At 71.1% G+C, this 25,672-nt stretch carries 24 protein-coding genes; 16 read left to right on the top strand and 8 right to left on the bottom strand.

What is annotated here, in order from left to right; genetic code table 11:
• Positions 1-40 precede the first annotated feature (40 nt).
• Positions 41-1,612 carry a LuxR C-terminal-related transcriptional regulator gene (locus ASE14_RS09785; RefSeq protein ID WP_056654121.1) on the bottom strand — a complete coding sequence of 524 codons (1,572 nt, stop codon included), beginning with the start codon at positions 1,610-1,612 and terminating at the stop codon, positions 41-43.
• Positions 1,613-1,798: 186 nt separating this feature from the next.
• On the opposite strand from ASE14_RS09785, the gene ASE14_RS09780 reads away from it, so the two are divergent.
• From ASE14_RS09780 to ASE14_RS09755, 6 genes are all read left to right on the top strand, one after another.
• Positions 1,799-3,709 (top strand): glycoside hydrolase family 15 protein, encoded by a 1,911-nt coding sequence (locus tag ASE14_RS09780; RefSeq protein ID WP_200953304.1) that lies wholly within the window; start codon positions 1,799-1,801, stop codon positions 3,707-3,709.
• Between the two features lie 19 nt (positions 3,710-3,728).
• Positions 3,729-4,145: a type II toxin-antitoxin system Phd/YefM family antitoxin gene (locus ASE14_RS21415; RefSeq protein WP_369816475.1), complete on the top strand. Its 417-nt coding sequence runs from the start codon at positions 3,729-3,731 to the stop codon at positions 4,143-4,145.
• The gene (locus ASE14_RS09770; RefSeq protein WP_056011898.1) at positions 4,142-4,408 is read left to right on the top strand and encodes a Txe/YoeB family addiction module toxin; all 267 of its coding nucleotides are present in this window, start codon (positions 4,142-4,144) and stop codon (positions 4,406-4,408) included. The genes ASE14_RS21415 and ASE14_RS09770 overlap by 4 nt, the downstream gene beginning before the upstream one ends.
• A 92-nt stretch (positions 4,409-4,500) precedes the next feature.
• The gene (locus ASE14_RS09765) at positions 4,501-4,707 is read left to right on the top strand and encodes a hypothetical protein (RefSeq protein WP_056654115.1); all 207 of its coding nucleotides are present in this window, start codon (positions 4,501-4,503) and stop codon (positions 4,705-4,707) included.
• An 86-nt stretch (positions 4,708-4,793) separates the two neighbouring features.
• Positions 4,794-5,543: a hypothetical protein gene (locus ASE14_RS09760; protein ID WP_157372929.1), complete on the top strand. Its 750-nt coding sequence runs from the start codon at positions 4,794-4,796 to the stop codon at positions 5,541-5,543.
• Positions 5,540-6,142, top strand: a complete 603-nt coding sequence (locus tag ASE14_RS09755; protein WP_056654108.1) for a DUF6226 family protein — start codon at positions 5,540-5,542, stop codon at positions 6,140-6,142. The genes ASE14_RS09760 and ASE14_RS09755 overlap by 4 nt, the downstream gene beginning before the upstream one ends.
• Before the next feature lie 25 nt (positions 6,143-6,167).
• Here ASE14_RS09755 and ASE14_RS09750 read toward each other — a convergent pair whose 3' ends face one another.
• Positions 6,168-8,465, bottom strand: a complete 2,298-nt coding sequence (locus tag ASE14_RS09750; RefSeq protein WP_157372928.1) for a copper-translocating P-type ATPase — start codon at positions 8,463-8,465, stop codon at positions 6,168-6,170.
• Positions 8,466-8,659: 194 nt separating this feature from the next.
• On the opposite strand from ASE14_RS09750, the gene ASE14_RS09745 reads away from it, so the two are divergent.
• The 4 genes from ASE14_RS09745 to ASE14_RS09730 all read left to right on the top strand — a co-directional run bounded on the left by ASE14_RS09745 (position 8,660) and on the right by ASE14_RS09730 (position 11,941).
• Complete coding sequence (locus ASE14_RS09745; RefSeq protein WP_056654103.1) at positions 8,660-9,646, top strand: NAD-dependent epimerase/dehydratase family protein; 987 nt, start codon at positions 8,660-8,662, stop codon at positions 9,644-9,646.
• Positions 9,647-9,753: 107 nt separating this feature from the next.
• Positions 9,754-10,686 carry an arginase family protein gene (locus ASE14_RS09740; protein ID WP_056654100.1) on the top strand — a complete coding sequence of 311 codons (933 nt, stop codon included), beginning with the start codon at positions 9,754-9,756 and terminating at the stop codon, positions 10,684-10,686.
• 47 nt (positions 10,687-10,733) lie between these two features.
• Positions 10,734-11,225, top strand: coding sequence for a histidine phosphatase family protein (locus tag ASE14_RS09735; RefSeq protein WP_056654097.1), 492 nt, complete (start codon positions 10,734-10,736; stop codon positions 11,223-11,225).
• Positions 11,226-11,428: 203 nt separating this feature from the next.
• Positions 11,429-11,941, top strand: a complete 513-nt coding sequence (locus ASE14_RS09730) for a histidine phosphatase family protein (RefSeq protein ID WP_082600436.1) — start codon at positions 11,429-11,431, stop codon at positions 11,939-11,941.
• Between the two features lie 15 nt (positions 11,942-11,956).
• Here the strand turns inward: ASE14_RS09730 and hutI are convergent, their stop codons facing one another.
• The 5 genes from hutI to ASE14_RS09705 all read right to left on the bottom strand — a co-directional run bounded on the left by hutI (position 11,957) and on the right by ASE14_RS09705 (position 18,535).
• The gene (hutI, locus tag ASE14_RS09725; protein ID WP_056654094.1) at positions 11,957-13,255 is read right to left on the bottom strand and encodes an imidazolonepropionase; all 1,299 of its coding nucleotides are present in this window, start codon (positions 13,253-13,255) and stop codon (positions 11,957-11,959) included.
• Entirely contained in the window at positions 13,252-14,934 is a 1,683-nt protein-coding gene (hutU, locus tag ASE14_RS09720) for a urocanate hydratase (protein WP_056656094.1), read from the bottom strand. Before hutU ends, hutI begins: the two co-directional genes overlap by 4 nt.
• An 84-nt stretch (positions 14,935-15,018) precedes the next feature.
• The gene (locus ASE14_RS20540; protein ID WP_157372927.1) at positions 15,019-16,467 is read right to left on the bottom strand and encodes a M23 family metallopeptidase; all 1,449 of its coding nucleotides are present in this window, start codon (positions 16,465-16,467) and stop codon (positions 15,019-15,021) included.
• Positions 16,468-16,646: 179 nt separating this feature from the next.
• Positions 16,647-17,882 (bottom strand): HAMP domain-containing sensor histidine kinase, encoded by a 1,236-nt coding sequence (locus ASE14_RS09710; protein WP_056654089.1) that lies wholly within the window; start codon positions 17,880-17,882, stop codon positions 16,647-16,649.
• The gene (locus ASE14_RS09705; RefSeq protein WP_056654085.1) at positions 17,879-18,535 is read right to left on the bottom strand and encodes a response regulator transcription factor; all 657 of its coding nucleotides are present in this window, start codon (positions 18,533-18,535) and stop codon (positions 17,879-17,881) included. Before ASE14_RS09705 ends, ASE14_RS09710 begins: the two co-directional genes overlap by 4 nt.
• A 195-nt stretch (positions 18,536-18,730) precedes the next feature.
• Here ASE14_RS09705 and ASE14_RS09700 point away from each other — a divergent pair, with 195 nt between their 5' ends.
• Genes ASE14_RS09700 through ASE14_RS09685 form a run of 4 tightly spaced genes read left to right on the top strand, consistent with a single transcriptional unit; the run spans position 18,731 to position 22,282 of the window.
• A complete protein-coding gene (locus ASE14_RS09700) occupies positions 18,731-19,219 on the top strand; it encodes a hypothetical protein (RefSeq protein ID WP_056654083.1) in 489 nt (162 codons plus the stop codon).
• On the top strand, positions 19,216-20,343 hold the full coding sequence (locus ASE14_RS09695) for a peptidoglycan-binding protein (protein ID WP_056654080.1): 1,128 nt from the start codon (positions 19,216-19,218) through the stop codon (positions 20,341-20,343). The genes ASE14_RS09700 and ASE14_RS09695 overlap by 4 nt, the downstream gene beginning before the upstream one ends.
• On the top strand, positions 20,340-21,038 hold the full coding sequence (locus ASE14_RS09690) for an ABC transporter ATP-binding protein (protein WP_056654077.1): 699 nt from the start codon (positions 20,340-20,342) through the stop codon (positions 21,036-21,038). Before ASE14_RS09695 ends, ASE14_RS09690 begins: the two co-directional genes overlap by 4 nt.
• Positions 21,035-22,282 (top strand): ABC transporter permease, encoded by a 1,248-nt coding sequence (locus ASE14_RS09685; RefSeq protein ID WP_056654074.1) that lies wholly within the window; start codon positions 21,035-21,037, stop codon positions 22,280-22,282. The genes ASE14_RS09690 and ASE14_RS09685 overlap by 4 nt, the downstream gene beginning before the upstream one ends.
• Positions 22,283-22,402: 120 nt before the next feature.
• Here the strand turns inward: ASE14_RS09685 and hutH are convergent, their stop codons facing one another.
• Positions 22,403-23,974 carry a histidine ammonia-lyase gene (hutH, locus tag ASE14_RS09680; RefSeq protein WP_056654071.1) on the bottom strand — a complete coding sequence of 524 codons (1,572 nt, stop codon included), beginning with the start codon at positions 23,972-23,974 and terminating at the stop codon, positions 22,403-22,405.
• Positions 23,975-24,091: 117 nt separating this feature from the next.
• On the opposite strand from hutH, the gene ASE14_RS09675 reads away from it, so the two are divergent.
• Together ASE14_RS09675 and ASE14_RS09670 are read left to right on the top strand one after the other, a co-directional pair.
• On the top strand, positions 24,092-24,916 hold the full coding sequence (locus ASE14_RS09675) for an IclR family transcriptional regulator (protein WP_056654068.1): 825 nt from the start codon (positions 24,092-24,094) through the stop codon (positions 24,914-24,916).
• A 98-nt stretch (positions 24,917-25,014) separates the two neighbouring features.
• The gene (locus ASE14_RS09670; protein WP_082600806.1) at positions 25,015-25,665 is read left to right on the top strand and encodes a DedA family protein; all 651 of its coding nucleotides are present in this window, start codon (positions 25,015-25,017) and stop codon (positions 25,663-25,665) included.
• Positions 25,666-25,672 lie beyond the last annotated feature (7 nt).

The raw sequence follows: 25,672 nt of genomic DNA, 5'->3' as shown, positions 1-25,672 counted from the left end.
GCTGAGCCGTGCCCGACGCGTAGGACCCCCTCTCGCCTGCTCAGATCGAGGTCTCGTCGACGAGACCGATCGCCTCGGCGCGGCTCGACACCTGCAGCTTCCGGTAGATGGCCGTGAGGTGGTTCTGCAGCGTCTTCGACGAGATGTGCAGCGAGGCGGCGATCTCGCGATTGGTCAGCCCGCTCCGAAGCGCTTCGAGCGTCTCGCGTTCACGGCGCGTGAGGAGGTCTCCGCGATGATCGATCGCGTCGCGCGGCACCGACACGATCACCCGCGAGGTCGACGGGCGTCGAACCGTGCTCACGGTGCCGTTGAGCTCGTCGACGACCTCGGTGGCTTCGGCGCTGGGGACGAACGGATCGTGCGCCGCATCGCCCGTGCCGAACTCGATGCTCACTTCGATCTCGTCCGCCGATGCCTCCAGGCCGACCACCAGGTGACCCTCGGCGACCGTCGCGACCTCGTCGGCGAGCCGGACCAGCAGGAGGTACAGGCGGGAGGCCAGAGCGGTGGACAACGCCGTCGGCCACGAGCCCGATTCGAGCGAGCAGTTGAGCTCATTCGATTCGGCGAGGCGATCGATGATGCTTGCATTCACGAGCTCGAGGAAGTCGAACTCGGTGGAGCGAACGCGCTCGGCCCGGTCCGCCAGCTCGCCGAGCCGGCGGGGCACCTCGTCGATCGGCGGGGCGTCACGGCCCTCGAACTCCGCGGCGAACGACCTCAGGCCGGCGGCGAGCCGCTCCCGCCGTCGCTGCGCCGCCGTGGAGAACTGAGCGATCAGCAACCTGAAGTGGCGGGCCCGGTCCTGTTGAAGCGCACGTGTCTGCTCCTCGAGCAGGCCGGTCTCGATGTACGGAGTGATCAACGAGGAGATCACCTCGAGGAGATCGAGGTCGTCGACCGAGAAGGGTTCCGGCGTCCGCTTGTACATCTCGAGGATGCCGACGCGCTTCGACCCGCGGAACAGTGGAACGCAGGCGTAGGCGCGCAGACCCTCGGCGATGATCATCGCGCGGCCCACCCGGACGACCGGCTGGAGGTCGGGGAAGGTGATCGGCTCCCGAAGCGCATAGACCTGGCCGCCGAATCCCTGATGCAGCCTCCACGGCCCGAGCTCCTGCGTGAACCTCCTCGAGAGCCCGAAGGTGCAGTAGGCATGGATCTTCTGGCGTACGAGATCCGCGAGCGCGACGGCGCCGGCATCGGCGCCGATGAACTGGGCGACCTGGACGACGGCGAACGCGACCGATGAACGCACGTCATCGCTCGATCGCAGCTGGTGCGTGATCTGCCTGAGCAGATCGAGCTGCTGGACGGCGCGCAGCTCCGCGGAACTCGGTGCGAGGGAGGTCGGCTGCGCGATGGGATCGACGCCCAGGGTCGCCGCGTGGGCGAGGCCGAGTGCGTGCAGGCGCTCCGTGCCGTCGAGTTCAGCGGCGAGCCGTCTGGCGCGATCGAGGTCATCAGAGCTGAACAGCCGGTACCCGCTCGCAGTTCGGGCCGGTGTCAGCAGGCCCGAGGCCTCCCAAGCGCGGAGCCGCCAGACCGGAGCGCCGGTCTCACGCGCGGCGACGCCGATCGTGACGAAGCGAGGGTTCGCGCTCTGCATTCCATCAAGATAGCCCGAAAGTTTCGAGAGAGTTCGCTGAAGGATCGTTATCGTTTGCCGCCCGCATGCCGCCTGCATGCCGCGTTCGAACCACGGCGCCGAAGGTCTACCGTCGATGTGAGGCTCGGCATGAACGCGACCGACGGTGCGGCTCCGCCGGATCGCCGGGTCACCATCGGAGGAATCATGGAACGCACGGAGTCGGACCGGGTGAGGACCGGGGGCCGGGCGCCGCAGATGCAGGGCGCGGTCGCTCGCTCCCCGTTCCCGCCGATCGCCTCCTTCGCCTTCCTCTCCGACTGCCACACGGGTGCCCTCGTCGCACCCGACGGTGCGATCGGATGGCTCTGCCCGCCGCGATTCGACGCTCCGAGCGTCTTCGCGACGATCCTCGACCGGCAGGCGGGGTACTTCCGGTTCGCCCCGTTCGACGTCAACGCGCCGTCGGCCCGGGCCTACGAACCCGGCACCAACGTGCTCGTGACGACGTGGAAGACGCCGACGGGCTGGGCCGAGGTGCGCGACGCGCTCACGATCGTGCCGCGGTCCGAGCTCGACACGACCACCCCGCACACCCGGGCCCCCGCCGACGACGACGCCGGCCACTGCCTCGTGCGCACCGTGACCTGCCTCGACGGACACGTCGAGATGGAGCTCCTGTGCGAACCGGTCTTCGACTACGGGCGGGTCGGCGCCGAGTGGGACGCGAGCGACGAGTACACCGCGACGGCGAGCGGTGCCGGGATGTCGCTGCGCCTGCGCTCCGACCTCCCGCTCGGTGTGCAGGGCGGCCACGTGCGTGCGCGCCACACGCTGCACGCGGGCGACCGCGCGTTCTGCTCGCTCTCGTGGGCCGACGACCTCGACGGCCCGGCGACGTTCGAGGAGGCCGCGGCCGAACTCGACTCGACCGTCACCTACTGGCGCGACTGGCTCGGCGACGCGACGATCCCCGACCACCCGTGGCGCGAGGCCCTCGAGCGCTCGGCGCTGACGATCAAGGGGCTCACCTACATGCCCACCGGGGCGACGGTCGCCGCCCTCACGACCTCGCTCCCCGAGACGCCGGGCGGCGAGCGCAACTGGGACTACCGATACAACTGGATCCGCGACTCCTCGTTCACCGTGCAGGCGCTGCACTACCTCGACCTCGACTGGGAGGCGGACGAGTTCGTCGAGTTCCTCTCGGGGCTCGAGGCCAACGACGACGGCTCGCTGCAGATCATGTACGGCATCGACGGGCGGCGCGACCTCACCGAGACGACGCTCGACCATCTCACGGGCTACCAGGGCTCCCGACCGGTGCGCACGGGCAACGGGGCGTTCGCACAGCGGCAGAACGACCTGTACGGCGCGGTGCTCGACGCGATCCTCATGCACGCCCGGCGCAGCCAGCGGGTGCCGCGCGCGCTCTGGCCGCTCATCCGCTCGCAGGCGGAGTGCGCGACTGCGGTCTGGCGCGAGCCCGACCAGGGCATCTGGGAGGCACGGGGGGCGCCGCAGCACTACGTGTCGTCGAAGATCATGTGCTGGGTCGCGCTCGACCGGGCCTCGAAGCTCGGTGCGATCGTGGGCGACGCCGAGACTGCGGCGCGGTGGCGCGGGGTGGCCGACGAGATCGCGGCCGACATCCTCGAGCACGGGGTCAGCGAGCGGGGCGTGCTGCGCCAGCATTACGGCACCGATGCGCTCGATGCATCCGCTCTGCTGGCGGCGATCTACGGGTTCATGGCGCCCGACGACGAGCGGCTGCGGGCGACCGTGCTCGCGATCGCCGACGAGCTCTCCGAAGACGGGTTCGCGCTGCGCTACCGCACGGAGGAGACCGACGACGGACTGTCGGGGCGTGAGGGCACGTTCCTCATCTGCTCGTTCTGGCTCGTCTCGGCGCTCACCATCATCGGCGAGGGCGCGCGCGCCCTCGCCCTCATGGAGAAGCTGCTGCGAGTCGTCTCGCCGCTCGGCCTCCTCGCAGAGGAACTCGACACCGAGACCGGGCAGCACCTGGGCAACTTCCCGCAGGCCTTCTCGCACCTCGCGCTCATCGAGGCGGCCCGGCGCATCATCATGATCGAGAAGCTGCTCGAGTTCGTCTGAGTGCGTTCGTTTGGGCTCGATGAAGGGTCCCGTAGGAGATGGCCGATTCCTGCACTCTCGCGGCCGATCGCGGCGCACGCGGTCAGATGCTGACGCGAACGCCGGCAGTCGCGTCCCCAAGGGGATCGCTCAGAGAGACGCCTTGCGGATCAAGTGGTACCATATGTGGTACAACTTTGGAGGCATGGTGGCTATCACGACAAGCGAAGCGCGACGCGATCTATTCGGCCTGATCGAGCGCGTGAACCTCGATCAGACCGAGGTCGAGATCACGTCGAAACGGGGCTCCGCGGTGCTCATGTCGAAGGACGAGTATGACTCCCTCGTCGAGACGAGCTACCTCCTGCGCTCCCCCGAGAATGCGCGGCGGCTCCTCAGCGCCATGGAGCAGGCGCGAGCAGGTGACGTCGTCGAGCACGAACTCCTCGAATCTTGAGCGACCGGAAGCTGGCCTGGACTGCCGAGGGCTGGGAGGACTATCTCTACTGGCAGACGCAGGATCGTCGGACACTCAAGCGCATCAACACGATCATCGCCGACATCCTCCGAGACGACCCCTTCGAAGGCATCGGAAAACCCGAGCCCCTCAAGCATGCCCTTGCCGGAGCGTGGTCACGGCGAATCGACGAGGCCAACCGTCTCGTCTATATAGCCGATGAACGGTACGTCACGATCCTCCAAGCCCGCTATCACTACTGACAACCCCTGTCCCACTCCGGATCCGCTTCGGCTATCCGGTCACCGGCACACGCAGTGGATCACTCGACGGATGCGCACTAGTGTGATGGAGCATGATCTCGCCCGCAGCGCCCCACCGGCCCGCATGGCTCATCACGCTCATCGTCGCGGCGGTCATCGCCGGTGTCGGCGCGATCTTCGCGCTCATTTTCGGCAGCATCCACACGCTGATCATTACCGCTGTCCTGATCGTGCCAGTGCTCCTTCTCGCAGGCTTGCTCAAGATCGTCGAGCGGGCTGCGCGGCGCGCCGCCGGATAGGTTCTCGAAAGGCGATTCATCATTCGCCCGCGGTGAGCGCTGGTGCCAACGCGCATTGCACTGTTAGGTTCGCGGCGGAGGTGCGCATGGGCGGACGACGGGAATCGATGGCGGTCGGTGCGGCCCTGATCATCCTGGCGGCGCTGACCGCTTGCTCCGGCGCGGGGGCCGACGAGGCGACCCCGACGCCCGACGCGACGGATGCCGCGGCGCAGATCGTGTCCATCCCGATGCCCGAGTTCGCACCGTGGCCCGCGGGCGACCCGTTCACCGAGGCCGATATCGAGGCCGCACGTATCGCCGAGGCCGACCGCGATTGGGCGGGGGTGCTGATGTCGTACCCCGACGCGGTGCGGCCCGAGGTCGTCTTCGAGGCGTATGTGACCGATGAGAACCGCGTCGACGTGATGCGCGCCTGCTACGAGGCCGCCGGGCTGCCGATCGACGAGGGACGCACCGGCACAGACCCCGACAGCCCTGTCGACGCGATCGGCACGTCGACGTCGACGGTCGAGGAGGCGATCGCCGCGTACTCGTGCCGGGTCGCGCATCCGAACAAGCGCACCTCCGGCCCGCCGAACGCCGAACAGCTCGGCTGGATCCACGACTACCTGACCGAGTACTACGGCCCGTGCCTCGAGGCCAACGGCATCGAAGTGCCACCTGCCCCGCCGCGAGCGGAGTTCGTGGCGAACTGGCCGAACCAGGGCTGGTTCCCGTCCGTCGGCGACCACCCGATGGCGATGGACGCCGAGTGGGATGCCGCGCTCGCCGAGGCGTGCGTCGACCCCGATACCGCGATCATGACGGGCCTCGTCGATCGAGAAGACGGATGACCGACGGCTCCGGCCCCGAACCGGACAGCGCATCCGGGCCCCCGCGGCGCGGGGCGTCATCGGGAGTCGACGATCTTCCGGCCGAGCCGTACCGGTGGGGCATCGACGGCCCACCGACGGAGGCCTACAGCCGCGTCGGCGGTACCGAGCGCTACCGCCCGCTCCATGCCTTCGCCCTCGCACTCGCCGATGATCTCGAAGCCGAGTTCGACGTCGAGCGCGACGACGAGCCGTCGTTCGACCCCTGGCTCACCGAGGGCGTCGAGCTCGTCCGCGCAGTTCGGCTGCGCCCGCGGGCGGATGACGCGGCGCCGATCACGATCGGCCTCACCTCGTTCCCCGGCCTCGTCATCGGGTGCGGCGAGTTCACGCGTCTGCCGTTGCCGTTCTGCGGATGCGATGCGTGCGACGAGCATGTCGAATACTCGGTCGAGTCGGCGCGGGAGCACATCGACGCCGTCGTGACAGGCGGATTCGCCGAGGCATCCGGCGGCTGGGCGTCGTTCCGCACCGGGCGCGCGTCGAGCGAGGGCGGCGGCCCCGGGCCGTTCGGCCCGCGGCGCTCGTGGGCCGCGTGGCCGCGCCGCCTCCCCGGGTAGGAAGGCGGCGCGGCGAGCGGATGCCTCAGCTCACGCGCTCGAGCACCGTCCGGGTCGACGCCTCCGGCCGCAGGTCGAGGCGGCGCAGCAGCTGCGCGTTCGCCGCGACGATGATCGTCGAGAGGCTCATCAGGATCGCGCCGACCGACATCGGCAGCACGAACCCGATCGGGGCGAGCACGCCTGCCGCGAGCGGCACCGAGACGAGGTTGTAGCCGGCCGCCCACCACAGGTTCTGCGACATCTTGCGGTAGCTCGCCCGCGACAGCTCGATGACCGAGATCACCGAACGCGGGTCGCTCGAGGCGAGGATCACGCCGGCCGAGGCGATCGCGACGTCCGTGCCTGCGCCGATCGCGATGCCGACATCCGCCTGCGCGAGCGCCGGGGCGTCGTTGACGCCGTCGCCGACCATCGCGACCGAGAGTCCCTCGTGCTGCAGCTCCTGCACCTTCGCCGACTTGTCTTCGGGGCGCACGCCCGCGTAGACCCGGTCGATGCCGAGCTGCGCGGCGACCGTGCGGGCCACCGGCTCGGCGTCGCCCGTGATCATCACGACCTGCACGCCGAGCGCATGCAGCGCGTCGACCGCCTCCTTCGACTCGGGCCGGATCTCGTCGGCCAGCGCGATGGCGCCGGCCACCTCGCCGTCGACGAGCACGTGCAGCACCGTCGAGCCGACCTCAGCCCAGGCGACGGATGCCGCGAGCGGCGCGAGGCTCTCGCGCTCGAGCATGCCGGGGCCGCCGACCTGCACGGCCCGTCCGTCGACCGTTGCGCGCACGCCGACCGCGGCGGAGGCCTCGAAGCCCTGGGCGGCGCGCGTCGCGAGCCCGCGGTGGGCGGCGTCTGCGACGATCGCCTTCGCGAGCGGGTGCTCCGAGTCGCCCTCGGCGGATGCCGCGAGCACGAGCACCTCGTCGAGGTCGTGACCGGGTGCGGCCGCGGCATCCGTCACCGCCGGCTCGCCCTTCGTGAGGGTGCCGGTCTTGTCGAAGAGCACCGCGCCGACCGTGCGCATCGTCTCGAGCGCGAGGCGATCGGTGATGAGCACGCCGCCCTTCGCCGCACGCTCGGTCGCGATCGAGACGACGAGCGGGATGGCGAGGCCGAGGGCGTGGGGGCAGGCGATCACGAGCACGGTGATCGTGCGGATCACGGCGTCGTCGGGGTCGCCGAGCAGGGTCCAGGCGATCGCCGTGATGACGGCGGCGCCGAGCGCGAACCAGAAGAGCCAGCCGGCGGCGCGGTCGGCGAGGCGCTGTGCGCGAGAGGTCGACGCCTGCGCCTGCGCGACGAGTCGCTGGATGCCCGCGAGTGCGGTGTCGTCGCCGACGGCGCCGACCCGCACGCGGATCGCGGTGTCGGTCGCGACCGTGCCGGCGACGACGTGCGCGCCCGGGCCCCGGGCGACCGTCGACGATTCGCCGGTGATCATCGACTCGTCCATCGCGGCAGTGCCGTCGATCACCTCGCCGTCGGCGGGCACCCGGCCGCCGGGGCGCACGATCACGACGTCGCCGACCGCGAGGTCGGACGGGGAGACGGTCTCGGTGACGGATGCCCCGGCGCCGGTCGAGCCCATCGGGATCACCCGCTCGGCCTCGTCGGGCAGCAGGGCCGCGAGCGCGTCGAGCGCGCTCGACGCCTGCATGATCGAGCGCATCTCGATCCAATGGCCGAGCAGCATGATCACGATGAGGAGCGCGAGCTCCCACCAGAAGTCGAGGTGGTGGCTGAGGAGGCCGAGGCTCGCGCCGAGCGACGCGAAGTAGGCGACCGTGATGGCGAGGCCGATGAGCAGCATCATGCCGGGCTTCTTGGCCTTCAGCTCCGACCAGGCGCCGGTGAGGAACGGCTTGCCGCCCCAGAAGTACATGACGGTACCGAGCGCCGGCGAGATCCACGGGACCACGGGGTTGTCGGGCAGCGAGTAGCCGAGGATCGACGCGAACATCGGGCTGAACGCGATCGTCGGCACGGCGATCACGAGCATGATCCAGAACAGACGGCGGAACTGGCCGACGTGGTCGCCGTGACCCGCGTGCCCGCCGTGGCCGCTCATGTCGTGACCTTCGTGGCCGCTCATGTCGTGGCCGGCATGCTGGTCGTGCGCGGTGTGTGCGCTGTGCGCGCTCATGTCGTGGCCGGCATGCGGGTCGTGCGCGGTGTGCGCGCTCGTGTCCTGGCCGGCATGCGGGTCCGGCGCGGTGGCCGCTGCCGCGTGACGGTGCCCGTCGTGAGCGTCGCTGTCGCCCATGTCGTGATCGGCGTGCCCCGCGTGTGCGTCGTGTTCGTCTCGTCCGCCGTGAGTCGTGCTCATCGATCTTCCTCCGTCGTCCCGCTCGAGTCGAGCCTATACCCCGAGGGGGTATCTGTCACCAGGTGGAACGCCGCTTCGCTCCGACTATTCCCGAGCCGCCGCGAAGATGCAACGACGGGAGCAGCGGATGCCCCGGGGTTCGCGGAACGAGAACAGGCGCGCGCGCGGCATCCGCATCGTGCTGTGATGTCGGCATGGAGATCTTGATCCTCGGAGGCACCCAATGGCTCGGCCGCGAACTCGCGCGCGAGGCGATCCGCCGCGGCCACGCGGTGACCTCGCTCGCACGCGGAGAGGCCGGTGCCGCGGCAGCGGGCTCGGCATTCGCGGCGGCCGACCGGTCGCAGCCCGGCGCGTACGACGCCGTCGCCGGCCGCACGTGGGATGCCGTCATCGACGTGACCCGCCAGCCCGGATTCGCCCGCCGCGCCGCCGCGGCACTCGCCGACCGGGCGAGGCACTGGACCTTCATCTCCTCGGGCAACGTCTACGCCGCGCAGAACGAGCCGGGGGCCGACGAGTCGGCCGAGCTCATGCCGCCGCTCGAGGGCGACGAGTCGACCGCCGAGACCTACGGCGAGGCGAAGTCGGCGATCGAGGCCGTCTACCGCGAGGCGCTCGGCGATCGGCTGCTCGTGATCCGCCCCGGCCTCATCACCGGCCCGGGGGACCCCTCCGGACGGGGCGGCTACTGGGTGGCGCGCGCCGCGCGCAGCGACGAGCCGATGCTCGTCCCCGACATCCTCGACCACGCGGTGCAGGCGATCCACGTCGACGACCTCGTGTCGTTCACGCTCGACGCGATCGAGCAGCAGCGCACGGGCGCGTTCAACGCGGTCGGCGAGCGCACGACGTTCGGCGACTGGCTCGAGCGCTCGCGGGCGCTCGCCGGGCACGCCGGCGAGGTCGTCGCGGTGTCGCCCGAGTGGCTCGTGGAGCAGGGCGTCGCCGAATGGTCGGGCCCCGAATCGCTGCCGCTCTGGATCGTCGACCCCGAGTGGAACGCGTTCCTCGACCGCTCGAACGCCGCGGCCGTCGCGGCGGGTCTCCGGATCCGCCCGCTCGATCAGCTGCTCGGCGATCTCCTCGAGTGGGAACGCGGCGAGGGGCTCGATCGCGAGCGCGGCGCGGGCCTCAGCGCCGAGCGCGAGCGCGAGCTGCTCGCTGCGCTTCGGGGCTGATGCCGGCGCCCCGGTCGGGCGCCTCGGCACCGAAGCGTCTGGCATCGCAGACATCGAAGTCGACGGATGCCTCGGCCCGCGGCATCCGTCATTGCTAGCGTCTGACCATGGTCACCGCTGCGCTCCCGAACGATCCCCTCTGGCCGCGGGCCGGTGACTGGCCGCCGCTCGATGCGCTCGGCGCAAGGGAGCGCGCCGACCTGGCGCTCATCGGGGTGCCTGCCCACGCGACCTCGCTCTCGCCGACGGGCGCGCACGAGACGCCCGCGGCGATCCGGGCGGCACTGCGGCGGTACAGCCCGACGCTCATGGCCGACCGCGGACTTCGGGGTGACGCGCGTTCCCTCGACGGGCTCGTGTTCGCCGATGCCGGCGACGTCGTCGAGCCCGACGGACCCGACGGGGAGGCGCGGGTGCGCGCGGCGGTCGCCGCAGCGTCGGCCCGAGCCGGCACCGTGGTCGCACTCGGCGGCGACAACTCGCTGACCTCTCCCGTCGCCCTCGGCGCCTGGGGCGACCGGCTCGAGACCGCGGGCCTCATCACGCTCGACGCCCACTACGACCTGCGCGACGGCGTGAGCAACGGGTCGCCGGTGCGCCGCCTGCTCGAAGCCGGCCTCGACGGACGTCGTGTCGTGCAGATCGGCATCGCCGACTTCGTGAACTCGCGCGAGTACGCCGACCGCGCCCGCGATGCCGGCATCACGGTCGTGCACCGCGACGAACTGCATCGCCGCCCCATGGCCGACGTGTTCGCCGAGGCGCTCGAGATCGCGGGTGCCGGCGGCGGCCCCATCCACGTCGATCTCGACGTCGACGTGTGCGATCGCGCCGTGGCGCCTGGATGCCCCGCCTCCGTGCCCGGCGGCATCTCGGCATGGGAGCTGAGGCAGGCTGCGCGGGCGGCAGGCGCCGACGCCCGGGTCGAGTCGGTCGACCTCGCCGAGGTCGACGCCACGGCCGACGCTCCCGACGGCCGAACCGTGCGGCTCGCTGCGCTCTGCGTGCTGGAGGTCGCGGGGGGACTCGCCCTACGCTGACAGCGTGCATCGATCGAGACGCACACGATGAACACGGGAACGGAATCATGAAGACTGTCCTGCTGGTGCGGCACGCCAAGTCGAGCTGGGGCGACCAGACTCTTCCCGACCACGAGCGCCCCCTGAACCATCGGGGCCGACGCGATGCGCCGAGGGCGGGTGAACGACTGCGAGAGCGCGGAGTCGTTCCCGACGCGATCGTGACGAGCACGGCGGTGCGCGCCCGCTCGACGGCGGTGATCCTCGCGCAGGCGCTCGACCTCGGATCCGACCGAATCGTGGAGGACGACCGTCTCTACGGTGCCTCTCCGGAGGGCCTGCTCGACATCATCCGGGCCCTCGACGATGAGCTGGCCAGCGTCATGCTGGTCGGCCACAACCCCGAGATCGGCGAGCTCGCCTCCCGGCTCTCGGATGAGATCGCCGAGATGCCGACCTGCGCAGTCGCCGAGTTCCGCTTCGATGTCTCGGATTGGGCCGAGGTCGGCGCGGTCGTCCCGGTCGCAGTGCTGTTCGAGGCTCCTCCTCGCGACCGGTGACAGCACGCCCGCCGGTGACAAGTGTGGTTGTGGGGTTGGTGGCATCTCGGCGTTCGTCGACCTCGCCGAGGTCGATGCCACCGCGGATGCCCCAGACGGGCGTACGGTACGACTGGCGGCACTCTGCGTGCTGGAGGTCGCTGCGGGCATCGCACTGCGCTGAGCAGGGCGTGCGCGCGACCGACCCGACGGAAGGACGCCCTGTGAAGACCCTCGTGCTCATGCGCCATGCGACGTCGAGTTGGGACTCGCCAGGTCTGCCCGACCACGATCGCCCGCTGAACGAGCGCGGGCGCCAGGATGCACCGCGCATGGGCCGTCGGCTCGTCGAGCGGGGCATCGATCCCGACCTGATCATCTCGAGCACCGCGGAGCGAGCCCGGTCGACGGCCGCGCTGGTCGCCGCCGAACTCGGCACGCCGGCCCGGCGCGTCGTCACCGACGAGCGGCTCTACGCCGCGTCCGTCGAGACGATGCTCCGCGTCATCCGCTCGCTCGACGACCGGCTGTCGAGCGCGATGCTCGTCGGACACAACCCCGAGATGACCGAGCTCGCGACCCGATTCTCGCGAACGGCCGAGGCGATGCCGACCGCCGCGATCGCGGTGTTCACCTTCGACGCAGCGTCGTGGGCCGACGTGCGAACCGCCACGAACGCGGGCAACCTCGCCGTGCCGCCCATCACCATGACGTTCGACGCGCCGCGCGGCGCCTGAGCGGATGCCTCGGCGTCAGGGCGTGCCGACGAGCGCGCCGTCCTTCCAGGTGCGCGCGATGAGCGGTACGCCCGGCCGGTAGGCGAGGTGCACGTGGCTCGGCGCCGAGAGCTCGACGAGGTCGGCGCGCAGGCCTGGACGGATCGCCCCGACATCCGCTCGCCGCAGCGCCGCAGCACCGCCCGCGGTCGAGGCCCAGAGCGCCTCGGCGGGGGTCATGCCCATGTCGCGCACGGCGACGGCGATGCAGAAGGGCAGCGAGCTCGTGAAGCTCGAGCCCGGGTTGCAGTCGCTCGCCAGGGCGACGGTGACGCCGGCGTCGATGAGCCGGCGCGCGTCGGGGTAGGGCTGGCGGGTCGAGAACTCGACGCCCGGCAGCAGTGTGGCCACGGTGCCGGATGACGCGAGCGCCGCGATATCCGCTTCGCTCAGGTAGGTGCAGTGGTCGACCGAGGCGGCGCCGAGTTCGACCGCGAGCTGCACGCCGGGCCCCTCGCCGAGCTGGTTGCCGTGCACCCGCACGCCGAGCCCCGCTGCGGCGCCGGCCTCGAGCACGCGCCGCGACTGCTCGGCGGTGAACGCTCCGCGCTCGCAGAAGGCGTCGACCCAGCGCGAGTGCGGGGCGCACGCGGCGAGCATCTCGCCGACGACGAGGTCGACGTACGCCTCGGCGGCGCGGTCGGGGTCGCCGCCGAACGCCGGGTCCTCGCGGAACTCGAACGGCACGACGTGCGCGCCGAGGAACGTCACCTCGTCGGTGACCTCGCGCGCGAGGCGCACGAGGCGCTCCTCGTCGGCGACCGAGAGGCCGTAGCCCGACTTGATCTCGAAGGTCGTGGTGCCCTGGGCGTGCAGCTCGGCGACGAAGCCCGCGAGCCGCGTTCGCAGCTCGTCGTCGCTCGCGGCGCGCGTCGCCGCGACCGTCGAGCGGATGCCACCGGCCTCGTACCGCTGCCCGGCCATGCGCGCGGCGAACTCCGCGGCGCGGTCGCCGCCGAAGACGAGGTGCGAGTGGCTGTCGACGAAGCCGGGGATCACTGCCCGGCCGCCGGCGTCGACGACCTCGACGTCGGCATCCCAGAGCGCGCGGTGCTCGTCGCCCTCGCGGCGCTCCTCACGCTCGACCCGGTGCTCGAGTCGCTCGTCGGCGTGCCTGGCGCTGCCAACCCACGCGATGCGGCCGTCCTCGACGAGCACGGCGGCATCGCGCACGATGCCGAGGGCGCCTCCCTCGCGATCGGGCGAGGGGTCGTTCGTGACGAGTTCGCCGATGCCGGTCAGCAGCATGCGCCCCGAGGCGCCCCCGTCGCTCATGCCTCGAGCATAGGCACGCGCAGGCCGCGCTCGCGAGCGACCTCGAGCGCGCGGTCGTAGCCCGCGTCGACGTGGCGCATGACGCCGGTGCCGGGGTCGTTCACGAGCACGCGTGCGATCTTCTCGGCGGCGAGCGGAGTGCCGTCGGCGACGATCACCTGGCCGGCGTGGATCGAGCGGCCGATGCCGACGCCGCCGCCGTGGTGGATCGACACCCACGTCGCGCCCGATGCAGTGTTCAGCAGGGCGTTGAGGAGCGGCCAGTCCGCGATCGCGTCGGAGCCGTCGGCCATGGCCTCGGTCTCCCGGTAGGGGGAGGCCACTGAGCCCGAGTCGAGGTGGTCGCGGCCGATCACGATGGGTGCGCTGAGTTCGCCCGAGGCGACCATCTCGTTGAACCTCAGGCCGGCGAGGTGCCGCTCCTGATAGCCGAGCCAGCAGATGCGCGCGGGCAGGCCCTCGAAGTGCACCTTCTCGCCTGCCTTCGTGATCCAGCGGTGCAGGTGCTCGTCGTCGGGGAAGAGCTCGAGGATCGCCGTGTCGGTCGCGGCGATGTCGGCCGGGTCGCCCGAGAGGGCCGCCCAGCGGAACGGGCCCTTGCCCTCGGCGAAGAGCGGCCGGATGTAGGCGGGCACGAAGCCGGGGAATGCGAACGCGCGGTCGTAGCCGCCGAGCTCGGCCTCGCGGCGGATCGAGTTGCCGTAGTCGAAGACCTCGGCGCCCGCGTCCTGGAACTCGACCATCGCCTGCACCTGCTTGGCCATCGACGCTCGAGCGCGGTCGGTGAAGGCCTCGGGGTCGGATGCCGCGAGTTCGTGCCACTCGGCCACGCTCACGCCTTCGGGCAGGTACGACAGCGGGTCGTGCGCGCTGGTCTGGTCGGTGACGATGTCGATCGCGACCCCACGGGCGAGGAGTTCGGGGAAGACCGTCGCGGCGTTGCCGACGAGGCCGACGCTGAGTGGGGTGCGCGACTCCTTCGCGGCGAGCACTCGGGCGATCGCGTCGTCGATGTCGTCGGTCATCTCGTCGAGGTAGCCGTGCTCGACACGGCGGGCGAGGCGCGTGGCGTCGACGTCGACGATCAGCACGACGCCCTCGTTCATCGTGACCGCGAGCGGCTGCGCGCCGCCCATGCCGCCGCAGCCGCCGGTGAGGGTCAGGGTGCCGGCGAGCGTGCCGCCGAACCTCTTTGCGGCCACAGCGCCGAAGGTCTCGTACGTGCCCTGCAGGATGCCCTGCGTGCCGATATAGATCCACGAGCCGGCCGTCATCTGGCCGTACATCGTGAGGCCCTGCTGCTCGAGCTTGCGGAACTCGGGCCAGGTCGCCCAGTCGCCCACGAGGTTGGAGTTGGCGATGAGCACGCGCGGCGCCCACTCGTGCGTCCGGAACACGCCGACGGGCTTGCCCGACTGCACGAGCAGCGTCTCGTCGGCCTCGAGGCCCTCGAGCGTGCGCACGATCGCGTCGAACGACTCCCAGTTGCGGGCGGCCTTGCCCGTGCCGCCGTAGACGATGAGGTCGTCGGGGCGCTCGGCGACCTCGGGGTCGAGGTTGTTCATGAGCATGCGCAGCGGCGCTTCGGTCTGCCAGCTCTTCGCGGTGAGCGTGGTGCCGCGGGCGGCGCGAACGGTGCGCGGGCCGGCGGGGGTTGCGGCGGTGGGTGCGTCGGTCATGCTCCGATGCTCGCGCACCGCGCGGGCACCGACAACGGATGTCGCAGGGGCGGCGTCTGGGATGCCAGACGAATGCCCTGGGAGCTAGCCGAGCTTGATGCCGCGCGCGGCCATGAACGGGACGGCATCGACAGCGGTGCCGTCGAGTCGCACCTCGAAGTGCAGGTGGCATCCGGTCGAGGCGCCCGTGCTGCCGACGGCGCCGATGAGCTGCCCGGCCGCGACCGTCTCGCCGGGGCTCACGAGGATGCCGCCGTCGGTGAGGTGCGCGTACCCGGTCGAGACGCCGGCGCCGTGATCGAGCAGGATCCAGTTGCCGTAGCTGCCGCTCGGGCGGGCCTCGACGACGACGCCCCCGGTGGCGGCGAACACGGGCGAGCCGCAGCTCGCCGCGACATCCGTGCCGCGGTGGAAATCGTTGACGCCCGCCAGCGGCTTGTTCGGACGCGGACCGAAGCCGTCGGTCTGGCGACCGGAGACCGGGGGAGCCCAGCCCTGCTCGCTCAGCTGTCCGGCATCGCGCGGGAGGGAATCGATGAGGGTGACGCTCGATGCGGCGACGCGGGCACGAAGGCCGGAGAGGTCGTCGCGGGCGGAGGCCACGGCACGCTCGGCCTCGGCCACTGCGGCTTCTGCGGCCTCGACCGGCACGGCGTCGACATCGGCCCAGGCTGCGGCGGCACGCTCTTCGGCGGTGACGGCCTCGTCGGCCCGCTTCTCGGCGATCTTCTGCAGCTTCTCGGCATCGCCGGTGATCTGTTCGACGCGGGCGACGCCGCCGAGTCCGGCGAGCAGGTCTTTGCCGGAGCCGAAGACCGCGCCCATCGACGTGAGCGACGTGTCGCCGCCGCGGGAGGCGGCGAATGCGACGGCGGCCGCGGCGTCGGCGTCGGAACGGGCCTCGTCGGCCTGCGCCTGCAGTTGCGTGGCGAGGGTGCGGGCGACGGCCCGGGTCGACTGGGCGGTCTCGAGCTCGGCTTCGGCCGTGCGGAGTGCGGCCGTCGCGCGATCGAGTGCGGTGCGCGCCGCGAGCAGCGAGCCGACCTGCGGGTCGACACCCGTCGAGATGCGAGCGTACGGGCCGCTGCCGATGAGCAGCGGGGCGACGACCGGCGCGGAGGGCGCGGGGGCTTCGGTGGTCGGCGGAGGAGTCTGCGTCGGCGGGTCCGTCGGGGTCGGTGTCGGGGTCGGGGTCGGTGTCGGGGTCGGCGTCGGTTCCGGAGTCGGCTCGGGCGTCGGCGTCGGCGTCGGCGTCGGTTCAGGCGTCGGGGTCGGCGTCTCGGTCGGCTCAGGGGTCGGCTCGGTGGTGTCCGTCGGCTCGGCGGGATCCGTCGGCTCGGTTGTCGCCGCACCCGTGTCCGTCGTCTCGGACGTCGCCACTGCGGCATCCGTCGCGACGACCTCTTCGGCCGAGGCCGTGGTGATGCCGGAGATGCCGAGCACGATGACGGCGGCTGCCGCGGCGAGGGCGTATCCGTCGGGCCGAGTGCGTCGCACTCGGAACGGGTCGTGCAGACCGGGCAATCGTTGCATCAGCGACATAGGGTTCCGTTCGCGGGCCGGCTTCGGGGGCCGACGTCTCCCTCAGTCTCTCAGCGCAGGCATGACGGCACAACACCTGAACGCGCGGATCTCGCGCCCCGTTCGGGGCACATTCGGGCCACATCCGGGCGCGCTCGTGAGGGGTCGCCGGCCAGCAGGCGCATGAGGAGCTACTCGATCCGTGCGTCGCCGTAGGATTCGCCGGGCAGGGTGACGGTGACGACGAGCCCGCCTTCAGGGCGTGCTGCGAGGGCGACTTCGCCGTCATGCGCCTGCACGATCGAGCGCACGACGGAGAGGCCGAGGCCCACACCACGGACCTCAGCCATGCGCTCGCCCTCGAGCCGACGGAACGGCTCGAACAGGCTGCCGAGCTCGTACGGCGGCACCACCGGCCCGCTGTTCGACACCTCGAGCGCCGCGCGTCCGTCGGCGTCGGTGCGGGTCTCGACGCGGACCCATCCGCCCTCGGGCACGTTGTGCCGCACGCCGTTCTCGAGCAGGTTGCGCACGAGGTGCTCGAGCAGCACGGGGTCGCCCGATGTCGGCGCCTCGCCGGTGACGAGCTCGACGGTCACGCCGGACTCGTCGGCCACGCCGTCGCCGCCCACGTGCTCCACGACGTCGGCGAGGTCGACGAAGCGGCTCTCCGGCAGCTCTCGCTCCGAGCGCGCCAGCAGCAGGAGCCCGTCGATGAGACGCTCGTGGCGGGCGTTGACCTCGAGCAGCGTCTCGCCCAGGAGCTTGACGTCGGACGAGGCATCCGGTCGATGCATCGACACCTCGAGCAGGGCGCGGTTCAGCGTGAGCGGGGTGCGCAGCTCGTGGGATGCGTTCGCGATGAACCGCCGCTGCGCGTCGAAGCTCGTGTCGAGCCGGGCGAGCATGCCGTCGAAGGTGTCGGCGAGTTCGGTGATCTCGTCTCGGGGTCCCGTCAACCCGATGCGCTCGTGCATGCGGCGGTCGGCATCGGGCGACTCGGCGATCCGGCGCGCTGTGTCGGTGATCGTGCTGATGGGGCGGAGCATCCGACCGGTGACGAGCCAGCCGAGCCACGCAGCGAGTGCACCGACGAGTACGACGGCGATCATCCCCTGAGTGACGATGGCGGCGAGTGCTTCGTCGCGGAGGGCTTCGATCTCACGGGCGAACTCGCCGTCTGTGAAGATCCCGGAGATGAACGGATCGGTCGGGGTCGGAGCGGCACCAGGCGTCGGGGTCGCAGTCGGCGCGACATTCGAGAGAATCGCGGGATCGAACGGGCCGACGAACTCGACGGTGCTCACGATGAGTTGCTGGCGAACCAACGCCCAGGTGACTCCGACCGCGACCGCGCCGGCGATGAGGAACATCGCGCCGTAGACCAGCGTCAATCGAGCGCGCAGCGGGATGCGGAACCGTTTCATCGGATTCGGTATCCGACGCCCGGCTCGGTCTCGATGATCGCAGGCTCGCCGAGTTTGCGCCGCAGTTTCAGGATCGTGATCCGCACCACGCCGGTGAACGGGTCGATGTGCTCGTCCCAGGCCTTCTCGAGGAGCTGCTCAGCTGAGACGTAGCCGCCATCGGCGAGGAGGAGTTCGACGAGTACGGCGAACTCCTTCTTCGAGAGCGGCACGTATCGGCCGTCGCGAATCACCTCGCGACGGTGGGTGTCGACGCGGATCCCCGCGCGCTCCAGGACCGGCGGGGCCGCCGATCGGGAGCGACGGCCGAGTGCCGCGGCACGGGCGCCGAGCTCGGCGAAGGCGAACGGCTTCGGGAGGTAGTCGTCGGCGCCGAGTGCCAATCCCATGACCCGGTCTTCGAGGCTCCCGGCTGCGGTCAACATCAACACCCGGGGTGAGGACTCGGATGCCGCGATCTGGCGGCACACCTCATCGCCATGCACCACGGGCAGGTCGCGATCGAGCACCACGAGGTCGTAGTCGTTGACCCCGACGCGCTCCAGTGCGGACGCCCCGTCGCCGACCACGTCGACGGCGTGCGCCGCATCGCGCAGCCACTCCGCGACGGCCTTCGCCAGCATGGGCTCGTCTTCCGCGACCAGGATTCGCATTCGAACATTCTCTCTCGCGCGCGTGTTACCGGGGCGTTAGCGAGATCGGTGACGCTGGGGAAACGCCCGTCTTGATTCCGTTGAAAGACAGACGGGGCCTCACGCTCTTACGGCCGGGTCGGCTCGAGCCGTGAGTCCCAACGAAGCAATCAAGGAGGAACGATGAATCGCGTACGCAAGCTGATGGGCGGTGGGGTGGCCGTGCTCGCACTACTCGGTGCGCTCGCGCTGAGCGGGTGCGCCACCTCGGCTGGGAACGATGTCGCCTCGCTCGGCGACAAGGACTCGAAACCCGCCGCGAGCGAATCACCGAAGTCCAGTGAGGGAACAGAGGGGGACCTCTTGAAGTTCGCGGCGTGCATGCGAGAGAACGGGGTGAACATGCCCGACCCCGACCCGAACAACCCGAGCTTCAATATCCCAGCCACCGATAAGTCGACGCTCGACGCAGCGATGAAGTCGTGCCAGAAGTATCTGGGAACTCCCCCGGCGGGCGAGAGCGCCGCTGCGGCCGAGCAATTCAAGAAGTTCGCGGCGTGCATGCGGGAGAACGGACTGCCGAACTTCCCCGACCCGGATGCGGACGGAACGCTCAATCTCCCTGAGGGCATCAACCCTGACAGCCAGGAGTTCAAGCAGGCGGACAAGACGTGCGCGGAGCAGCTCTCAGGGGACTCGAAGTGATACGGCGCGACACCCCGGATCAGGGAGCGATCGAGCCGCGCGGCGAGCATGGATCGCGATCGACCGCGCTCCGACGGTGGCCGTTCATCCTCGGCGCGATCGTGCTTGTCGCCGGCGTGGGCTTGACGATCGCCGCTGCGCGGGGGTTCGGGTTCAGCGACACCGCCGCCGCGGAGACCGCGGCGAAGCCCGATACGGCCGAGGTGACGAAGCAGACCCTCGTGGAGACGACCGAGAAGACGGGTGCGCTCGCCTATGCCGCGGAGTCGAAGATCCGTGGCGCAGCCGGAACGGTGACGTGGCTCCCCGACCTGGGATCCACGATCGAGCGGGGTGGCGTGCTGGTGAAGGTGGACCAAACGCCCACGGTGATGCTCTACGGAGGCATCCCCGCCTACCGGACCTTGGAACCGGGCGTCGAGGGCGACGACGTGCGGCAGTTCGAGGAGAACCTCGCCGCGCTCGGCTACACCGGATTCGACGTGGACACCAAGTACAGGTCGGCGACGGCAGAAGCGGTCGAGAAGTGGCAGAAGGACCTCGGCGTCGAGAAGACCGGGGTCGTCACGTCCGACTTCGTGCACTACGCCGCCGGCCCCGTGCAGGTCACCGCGCGTTCGGCTGCGCTCGGTGATTCTTCCGGCGGCGCAGAGCTGCTCACCGTGTCGAGTCGCGAGCGCACCGCCACCGTCGATCTCCAGTCGTCCGAGTCAGGCTACGCGGTCATCGGGTCCGCGGTCACGGTGACGCTCCCAGACGGTCAGGCTGTTCCCGGCACCGTGGCCTCGATCGAGAGTGTCGTCACGAACGATGCCCAAGGCCAGAAGACCACCACCCTCAAGGTGACCGTGAAACCCGATGATCCCGCGGCGATCACGGTGGCCGGCGCATCCACCGCCAAGATCGCCTTCACCGCCGAACGCCGGGACGACGTTCTCGCCGTGCCGGTCAATGCGCTCCTGGCGCTCGCCGAGGGCGGCTACGCCGTCGAGGTGGTCGACTCGAAGGGGAAGGGCAAGGGCAAGCTCGTCGGCGTGGAGACCGGGCTGTTCGCGAACGGTCTGGTCGAGGTGAGCGGCGACGGGATCGCCGAAGGCACGAAGGTCGTGGTGCCGTCCTCATGAGCGAGATCATCGAACTCGAGGGCGTGCGCAAGGAGTACGGCGATCTCGCGGCGTTGCGTGGGGCGAGCCTGCGGGTGCGTCGGGGGGAGTTCGCCGCGATCATCGGTCCGTCCGGGTCCGGCAAGTCGACGCTCCTGCAGCTCATGGGCACGCTCGATCGCCCGACATCCGGCATCGTCCGCATCGACGGGCACGACGTCGCCACGCTCAGCGACGCGCAGCTCTCGGCGCTTCGCGCCCAGCGCATCGGATTCGTCTTCCAACAGTTCCACCTCGCGCCAGGAGTCAGCGCACTCGACAATGTGGCCGACGGAATGCTCTACCAGGGCATCGGGCCGGCCAGGCGACGCGAACTCGCCGCGACGGCGCTCGACCGCGTCGGGCTCGGGCACCGCGTCGGGCACCGACCGCATGAACTCTCGGGCGGTGAACGGCAACGCGTCGCCGTCGCCCGCGCGACCGCTGGTTCGCCATCGATCCTCCTGGCTGACGAACCCACGGGAAACCTGGACTCGGTCGCGGGAGCCGAGGTGATGGCGCTGCTCGAGGAGCTCAACCGGGAGGGCACCACGGTGCTCCTGATCACTCACGACCGGGACCTCGCCGCGAGTGCGCCGCGGAACATCCAGATCCGCGACGGCGAGATCATCGGCGACGACGGCCACGGTGCGACCGCGGAAGGACGAACACGATGAAGGTCAGGCGAACGCGCGCCGACGTCCGTGATATTCCCGACGACCGGGTCGCGTCGCTCAGGCCGGCGCGGCTCAGCGCACGCGACCTGGTACGGCTCGGCAGCGTCGGGCTGTGGGCACGGCCGATGCGGGCGGTGCTCTCGGCGCTCGGAATCGCCATCGGCATCGCCGCGATGGTGGCCGTGGTCGGCATCTCGACGTCGGGGCAGGCGCAGCTCCAGCAGCAGCTCGAGCGGCTCGGCACGAACCTGCTCACCGTGAGCACCGGCCAGGATCTCTTCGGCAAGGCGACCCCGCTGCCGACCAACGCCCCCGAGATGATCGAACGGATCCGCCCGGTGACGGATGTCTCGGCGATCGGTGCCAGCACCGCGAAGGTGTACCGCAGCGACCTCATTCCGGTTGAGGAATCGGGCGGCATCGGCACCTATGCTGCCGACCTGGACCTGCTGAAGACGCTCGGGGCGACGGTCGCCGACGGTAGCTGGCTGAACGCGGCGACCGCGAACTACCCGGCTGTCGTGCTCGGGAGCACCACTGCCGCCCAACTCGGAATCGATCGGGCGGGCCCCGACGTGCAGGTCCGCGTCGGCGGCGAGATGTTCACCGTCGTCGGGATCCTCGATCCCGTCGTCCTCGCCGACAAACTCGACACCGCGGCACTCGTCGGATGGCCTGCGGCCGCATCGCTGGCCGGGTTCGACGGGCATCCGACCGAGATCTTCACCCGCACCGCCGACGACCAGGTCGCCGCGGTGCGCGATGTGCTCGCGGCGACGGCGAACCCTGCGGCGCCGAACGAGGTCAAGGTCTCGCGGCCATCGGATGCACTGAATGCAGCAGCGGCCGCGGATCAGGCCTTCACGGGACTGCTGCTCGGCGTGGGTGCCGTGGGACTGCTCGTCGGCGGGGTCGGCGTCGCCAACACGATGGTGATCTCCGTTCTCGAACGGCGCGGTGAAGTCGGTCTGCGCCGAGCGCTCGGCGCGACGAGGGGCAACATCCGACTGCAGTTCTTCAGCGAATCGTTGCTCCTGGCCTCCTTCGGAGGTCTCGCCGGGGTTGTGATCGGGGTGATCGCCACGACCCTCTACGCGTCCACGCAGGGGTGGCCGACCCTGGTGCCCGGATGGGCGTCGCTCGGCGGCATGATCGCGACCGTCGTGGTCGGTGGCATCGCCGGGCTCTACCCCGCGATACGGGCGGCTCGCCTCGCGCCCAGTGAAGCGCTCACCGCACCCTGACGGGATCCATGTTCGCCGCAGCGGAAGACCGCTGCGGCGAACATGGTCGTCAGCCGAGCTGGATGCCGCGGGCACGCGGGCGGATGATCCGGCGAGCGGATGCCCCTCGCCCGGCGCCCCTCAGGCGAGCACGCCGGCCCTCGCGTTCGCCCGTGCGACGATCTCGCCCGAAGCCACGAGCTCCGTGACGGCCTCGATCTCGGGGGAGAGGAAGCGGTCGGGCCCCGGCACGGCGCCGGCCGCCGCGACGAGCGAGACGACCGCACCGGTCGCGGCGCCAGGCACGAGCGGTGTCCGAAGTGCGAGCCCACGAGCGGCGGTCATGACCTCGATCGCGAGCACCCGTGAGAGCCCGTCGATCGCGCGGCGGAGCTTGCGCGCGGCGGCCCAGCCCATCGAGACGTGGTCCTCCTGCATCGCCGACGACGGGATCGAGTCGACGGATGCCGGCACGGCGAGCCGCTTCAGCTCGCTCACGATGCCTGCGGCGGTGTACTGCGCGATCATGAGGCCCGAGTCCACGCCGACCTCGTGCGCGAGGAAGGGCGGCAGGCCCTGGTTGCGGGCGCGGTCGAGGAACCGGTCGGTGCGACGCTCGCTCATCGACGCGACATCCGCCACCGCGATCGCGAGGAAGTCGAGCACGTACGCGACGGGCGCGCCGTGGAAGTTGCCGTTCGACTCGACGCGCCCGTCGAGGGTGAGCACGGGGTTGTCGACGGCACTCGCGAGCTCGGCGTCGGCGACGGATGCCGCGTGCGCGAGCGTGTCCCGGGCGGCGCCGTGCACCTGGGGTGCGCAGCGCAGCGAGTACGCGTCCTGCACGCGGGTGCACTCGGGGCCCTTGTGGCTCGCGACGATGGGGGAGCCGGCGAGCAGGCGTCGCAGGTTCGACGCGGAGATCGCCTGGCCGCGCTGCGGGCGGAGCGCGTGCAGGTCGGCGGCGAAGACGGCATCGGTGCCCATGAGGCCCTCGACGCTCATCGCCGCGGCGATGTCGGCCGTGGTCAGCAGCATCCGCAGGTCGTCGATCGCGAGTGCGAGCATGCCGAGCATGCCGTCGGTGCCGTTGATGAGGGCGAGGCCCTCCTTCTCGGCGAGGTGGAGGGGCGCGATGCCGGCGGCGGCGAGGGCGCTCGCGGCATCCGTCGTCTCGCCCGACGCGTCGCGGACCTCGCCCTCGCCCATCGCCACGAGCGCGCAGTGCGCGAGGGGGGCGAGGTCGCCGGAGCATCCGAGCGAGCCGTACTCGCGGACGACGGGGGTGATGCCGGCGTTGAGGATCGCCGCGTAGGTCTCAGCGGTCTCGCGGCGCACACCCGTACGGCCGGTCATGAGGGTCGAGAGGCGCAGCAGCATGAGGGCGCGCACGACCTCGCGCTCGACCTCGGCGCCCGAGCCGGCGGCGTGCGAACGCACGAGGCTCGCCTGCAGCTGGGCGCGGCGGTCCTCGGCGATGAAGGTCGTGGCGAGCGCGCCGAAGCCCGTCGAGATGCCGTAGTGCGGCTCGGGGTCGGCGGCGAGGCCCTCGACGATCGCGCGGCTCGCGGCCACGCCGTCGAGTGCAGCCGGGTCGAGCACGACGGATGCCCCGTGGCGGGCGACCGAGACGACGTCGTCGATGCCGAGGGGGCCGGTGCCGACGGTGACGGATGCCGCGGCGCGGTCGGGTGCGGTGGTGATGCTGCTCATACCTCCGATTCCACACCGCTCCCGCGCGCGCGGGAAGCGGAGCGGCATGGTCGCCGTCCGGGATCCCAGACTCACGCGTAGGCTGGGCGCTGGTACCCGTCGTCGAGAGGACGCAAGTTGTCGGAATACACGCCGCAGACCGACAACAGGCGTCCGCTCGACCAGACGGCGAAGGCGAAGGTGCCCGCGGCCGATCAGACGCTCGCGATCCTCACCCACCTCGCGGCGCAGCGCGGCCCGGTGCCCGCGGCCACGATCGCCTCGGCGCTCGGCGTCCCGCGCTCGACGGTGTACCACCTGCTCGCCGTCATGCAGGAGCGCGGCTTCGTCGTGCACCTGCCCGAGGAGCGTCGCTACGGCCTCGGCATCGCCGCCTTCGAGCTCTCGAGCGGCTTCTCGCGCCAGCAGCCCCTCGCTCGCCTCGGCCGGCCGCTCGTCGCCGCACTCGTCGACCGCCTGGGCGAGAGCGGGCACCTCGCGGTGCTGCACGGGCGCGACGTGCTCTACCTCGTCGAGGAGCGCGCCCCGCGCCGTCCCTCGCTCGTCACCGACGTCGGCGTGCGGCTGCCGGCGCACCTCACTGCGACCGGCCGGGCGATGCTCGCCGAGCTCCCGCCCGCCCAGCTCCGGGCGCTCTACCCCGACCGGGCCGCGTTCGCCGGCCGCCCCGCGCTGGACGGCGCCGACGAGCCGTGGAGCTACGGACGCCTGAAGCGCGTGCTCGCCGTCGTGCGCGAGCAGCGCTGGGCCGGCGAGGACGGAGAGGTCACCGGCGGCCTGGCCTCGGTCGGGGCGGTCGTGCTCGATCACGTCGGCTGGCCGGCAGCGGCCGTCGCGGTGACGTATCCGGATGTCGCGCCCGAATCAGCCGTCGCCGGCTACGTCTCGGCAGTGCAGGAGGCGGCGGGCACGCTCGCCCGCCGCATCGGCCCGCATCGCTGACGGGCGGCGCCCAGCTTCCGTCCACCCGGCACGGATAGCGTGGAGCCGCCGCCGAGCACCGATCATCGACCCCGACCGAGAGCCGAGACACGACCTTGCTGACGACCGCCGACGACCACGGGTTCACCGGCCTCACCGGATTCGCCGCCGATGTGCTCAACAACCTCGGCGACATCGGGGTGGGCGTGCTCGTCTTCCTCGAGGTGCTGATCCCGCCGATCCCGAGCGAGGTGATCCTGCCGTTCGCGGGCTACCTCAGCCAGGCGGGAGAGCTCAACCTCGGCTGGCTCATCGTCTGGTCCACGCTTGCATCGGTCATCGGTGCGCTCGTCCTCTACGGCCTCGGCGCAGCGGTCGGCCTCGAACGGGCCATCCGCTGGATTGCGTGGACGCGACTCGTCAGCCGCACCGACCTCGAACGCGGCGCCGCCTGGTTCCACCGGCACGGGCGCTGGTCCGTGCTCGTCGGGCGGATGATCCCCGGTGTGCGCAGCCTGATCTCGCTGCCCGCGGGCGCCGATCGGATGCCGCTCGCCTGGTTCTGCCTCTTCACCGCCATCGGCTCCGGCCTCTGGAACAGCCTGCTCATCGGCGTCGGCGCAGCGCTCGGCACCCAGCACGCGCTGCTCGAGGAGTACCTGCAGTACCTCGACTGGGTGGTCTACGGCGCGATCGCCATCGCGCTCGTGGTGCTCGTCATCCGGCGCGTGCTCGAACACCGGCGGGTGGTCGACGAGGCGTCCGCCTGATCGGGCC

This window comes from Agromyces sp. Root81 (genome assembly GCF_001429165.1).
Lineage (GTDB): Bacteria > Actinomycetota > Actinomycetes > Actinomycetales > Microbacteriaceae > Agromyces.
Note: the sequence above shows the minus strand (reverse complement) of the source record. Positions and strands in the feature narration are given on the sequence as shown.

Excerpts from the sequence above, each read along its gene's own strand:
- ASE14_RS21415 (WP_369816475.1), top strand. The coding sequence starts at position 3,729 with ATGAAGGGTCCCGTAGGAGATGGCCGATTCCTGCACTCTCGCGGCCGA.
- ASE14_RS09705 (WP_056654085.1), bottom strand. The coding sequence starts at position 18,535 with ATGCGAATCCTGGTCGCGGAAGACGAGCCCATGCTGGCGAAGGCCGTC.
- ASE14_RS09750 (WP_157372928.1), bottom strand. The coding sequence starts at position 8,465 with ATGAGCACGACTCACGGCGGACGAGACGAACACGACGCACACGCGGGG.
- ASE14_RS09755 (WP_056654108.1), top strand. The coding sequence starts at position 5,540 with ATGACCGACGGCTCCGGCCCCGAACCGGACAGCGCATCCGGGCCCCCG.
- hutH (WP_056654071.1), bottom strand. The coding sequence starts at position 23,974 with ATGAGCAGCATCACCACCGCACCCGACCGCGCCGCGGCATCCGTCACC.
- ASE14_RS09690 (WP_056654077.1), top strand. The coding sequence starts at position 20,340 with ATGAGCGAGATCATCGAACTCGAGGGCGTGCGCAAGGAGTACGGCGAT.
- hutI (WP_056654094.1), bottom strand. The coding sequence starts at position 13,255 with ATGAGCGACGGGGGCGCCTCGGGGCGCATGCTGCTGACCGGCATCGGC.
- hutU (WP_056656094.1), bottom strand. The coding sequence starts at position 14,934 with ATGACCGACGCACCCACCGCCGCAACCCCCGCCGGCCCGCGCACCGTT.
- ASE14_RS09710 (WP_056654089.1), bottom strand. The coding sequence starts at position 17,882 with ATGAAACGGTTCCGCATCCCGCTGCGCGCTCGATTGACGCTGGTCTAC.
- ASE14_RS09740 (WP_056654100.1), top strand. The coding sequence starts at position 9,754 with ATGGTCACCGCTGCGCTCCCGAACGATCCCCTCTGGCCGCGGGCCGGT.
- ASE14_RS09765 (WP_056654115.1), top strand. The coding sequence starts at position 4,501 with ATGATCTCGCCCGCAGCGCCCCACCGGCCCGCATGGCTCATCACGCTC.
- ASE14_RS09745 (WP_056654103.1), top strand. The coding sequence starts at position 8,660 with ATGGAGATCTTGATCCTCGGAGGCACCCAATGGCTCGGCCGCGAACTC.
- ASE14_RS20540 (WP_157372927.1), bottom strand. The coding sequence starts at position 16,467 with ATGCAACGATTGCCCGGTCTGCACGACCCGTTCCGAGTGCGACGCACT.
- ASE14_RS09685 (WP_056654074.1), top strand. The coding sequence starts at position 21,035 with ATGAAGGTCAGGCGAACGCGCGCCGACGTCCGTGATATTCCCGACGAC.
- ASE14_RS09760 (WP_157372929.1), top strand. The coding sequence starts at position 4,794 with ATGGGCGGACGACGGGAATCGATGGCGGTCGGTGCGGCCCTGATCATC.
- ASE14_RS09735 (WP_056654097.1), top strand. The coding sequence starts at position 10,734 with ATGAAGACTGTCCTGCTGGTGCGGCACGCCAAGTCGAGCTGGGGCGAC.
- ASE14_RS09780 (WP_200953304.1), top strand. The coding sequence starts at position 1,799 with ATGGAACGCACGGAGTCGGACCGGGTGAGGACCGGGGGCCGGGCGCCG.
- ASE14_RS09785 (WP_056654121.1), bottom strand. The coding sequence starts at position 1,612 with ATGCAGAGCGCGAACCCTCGCTTCGTCACGATCGGCGTCGCCGCGCGT.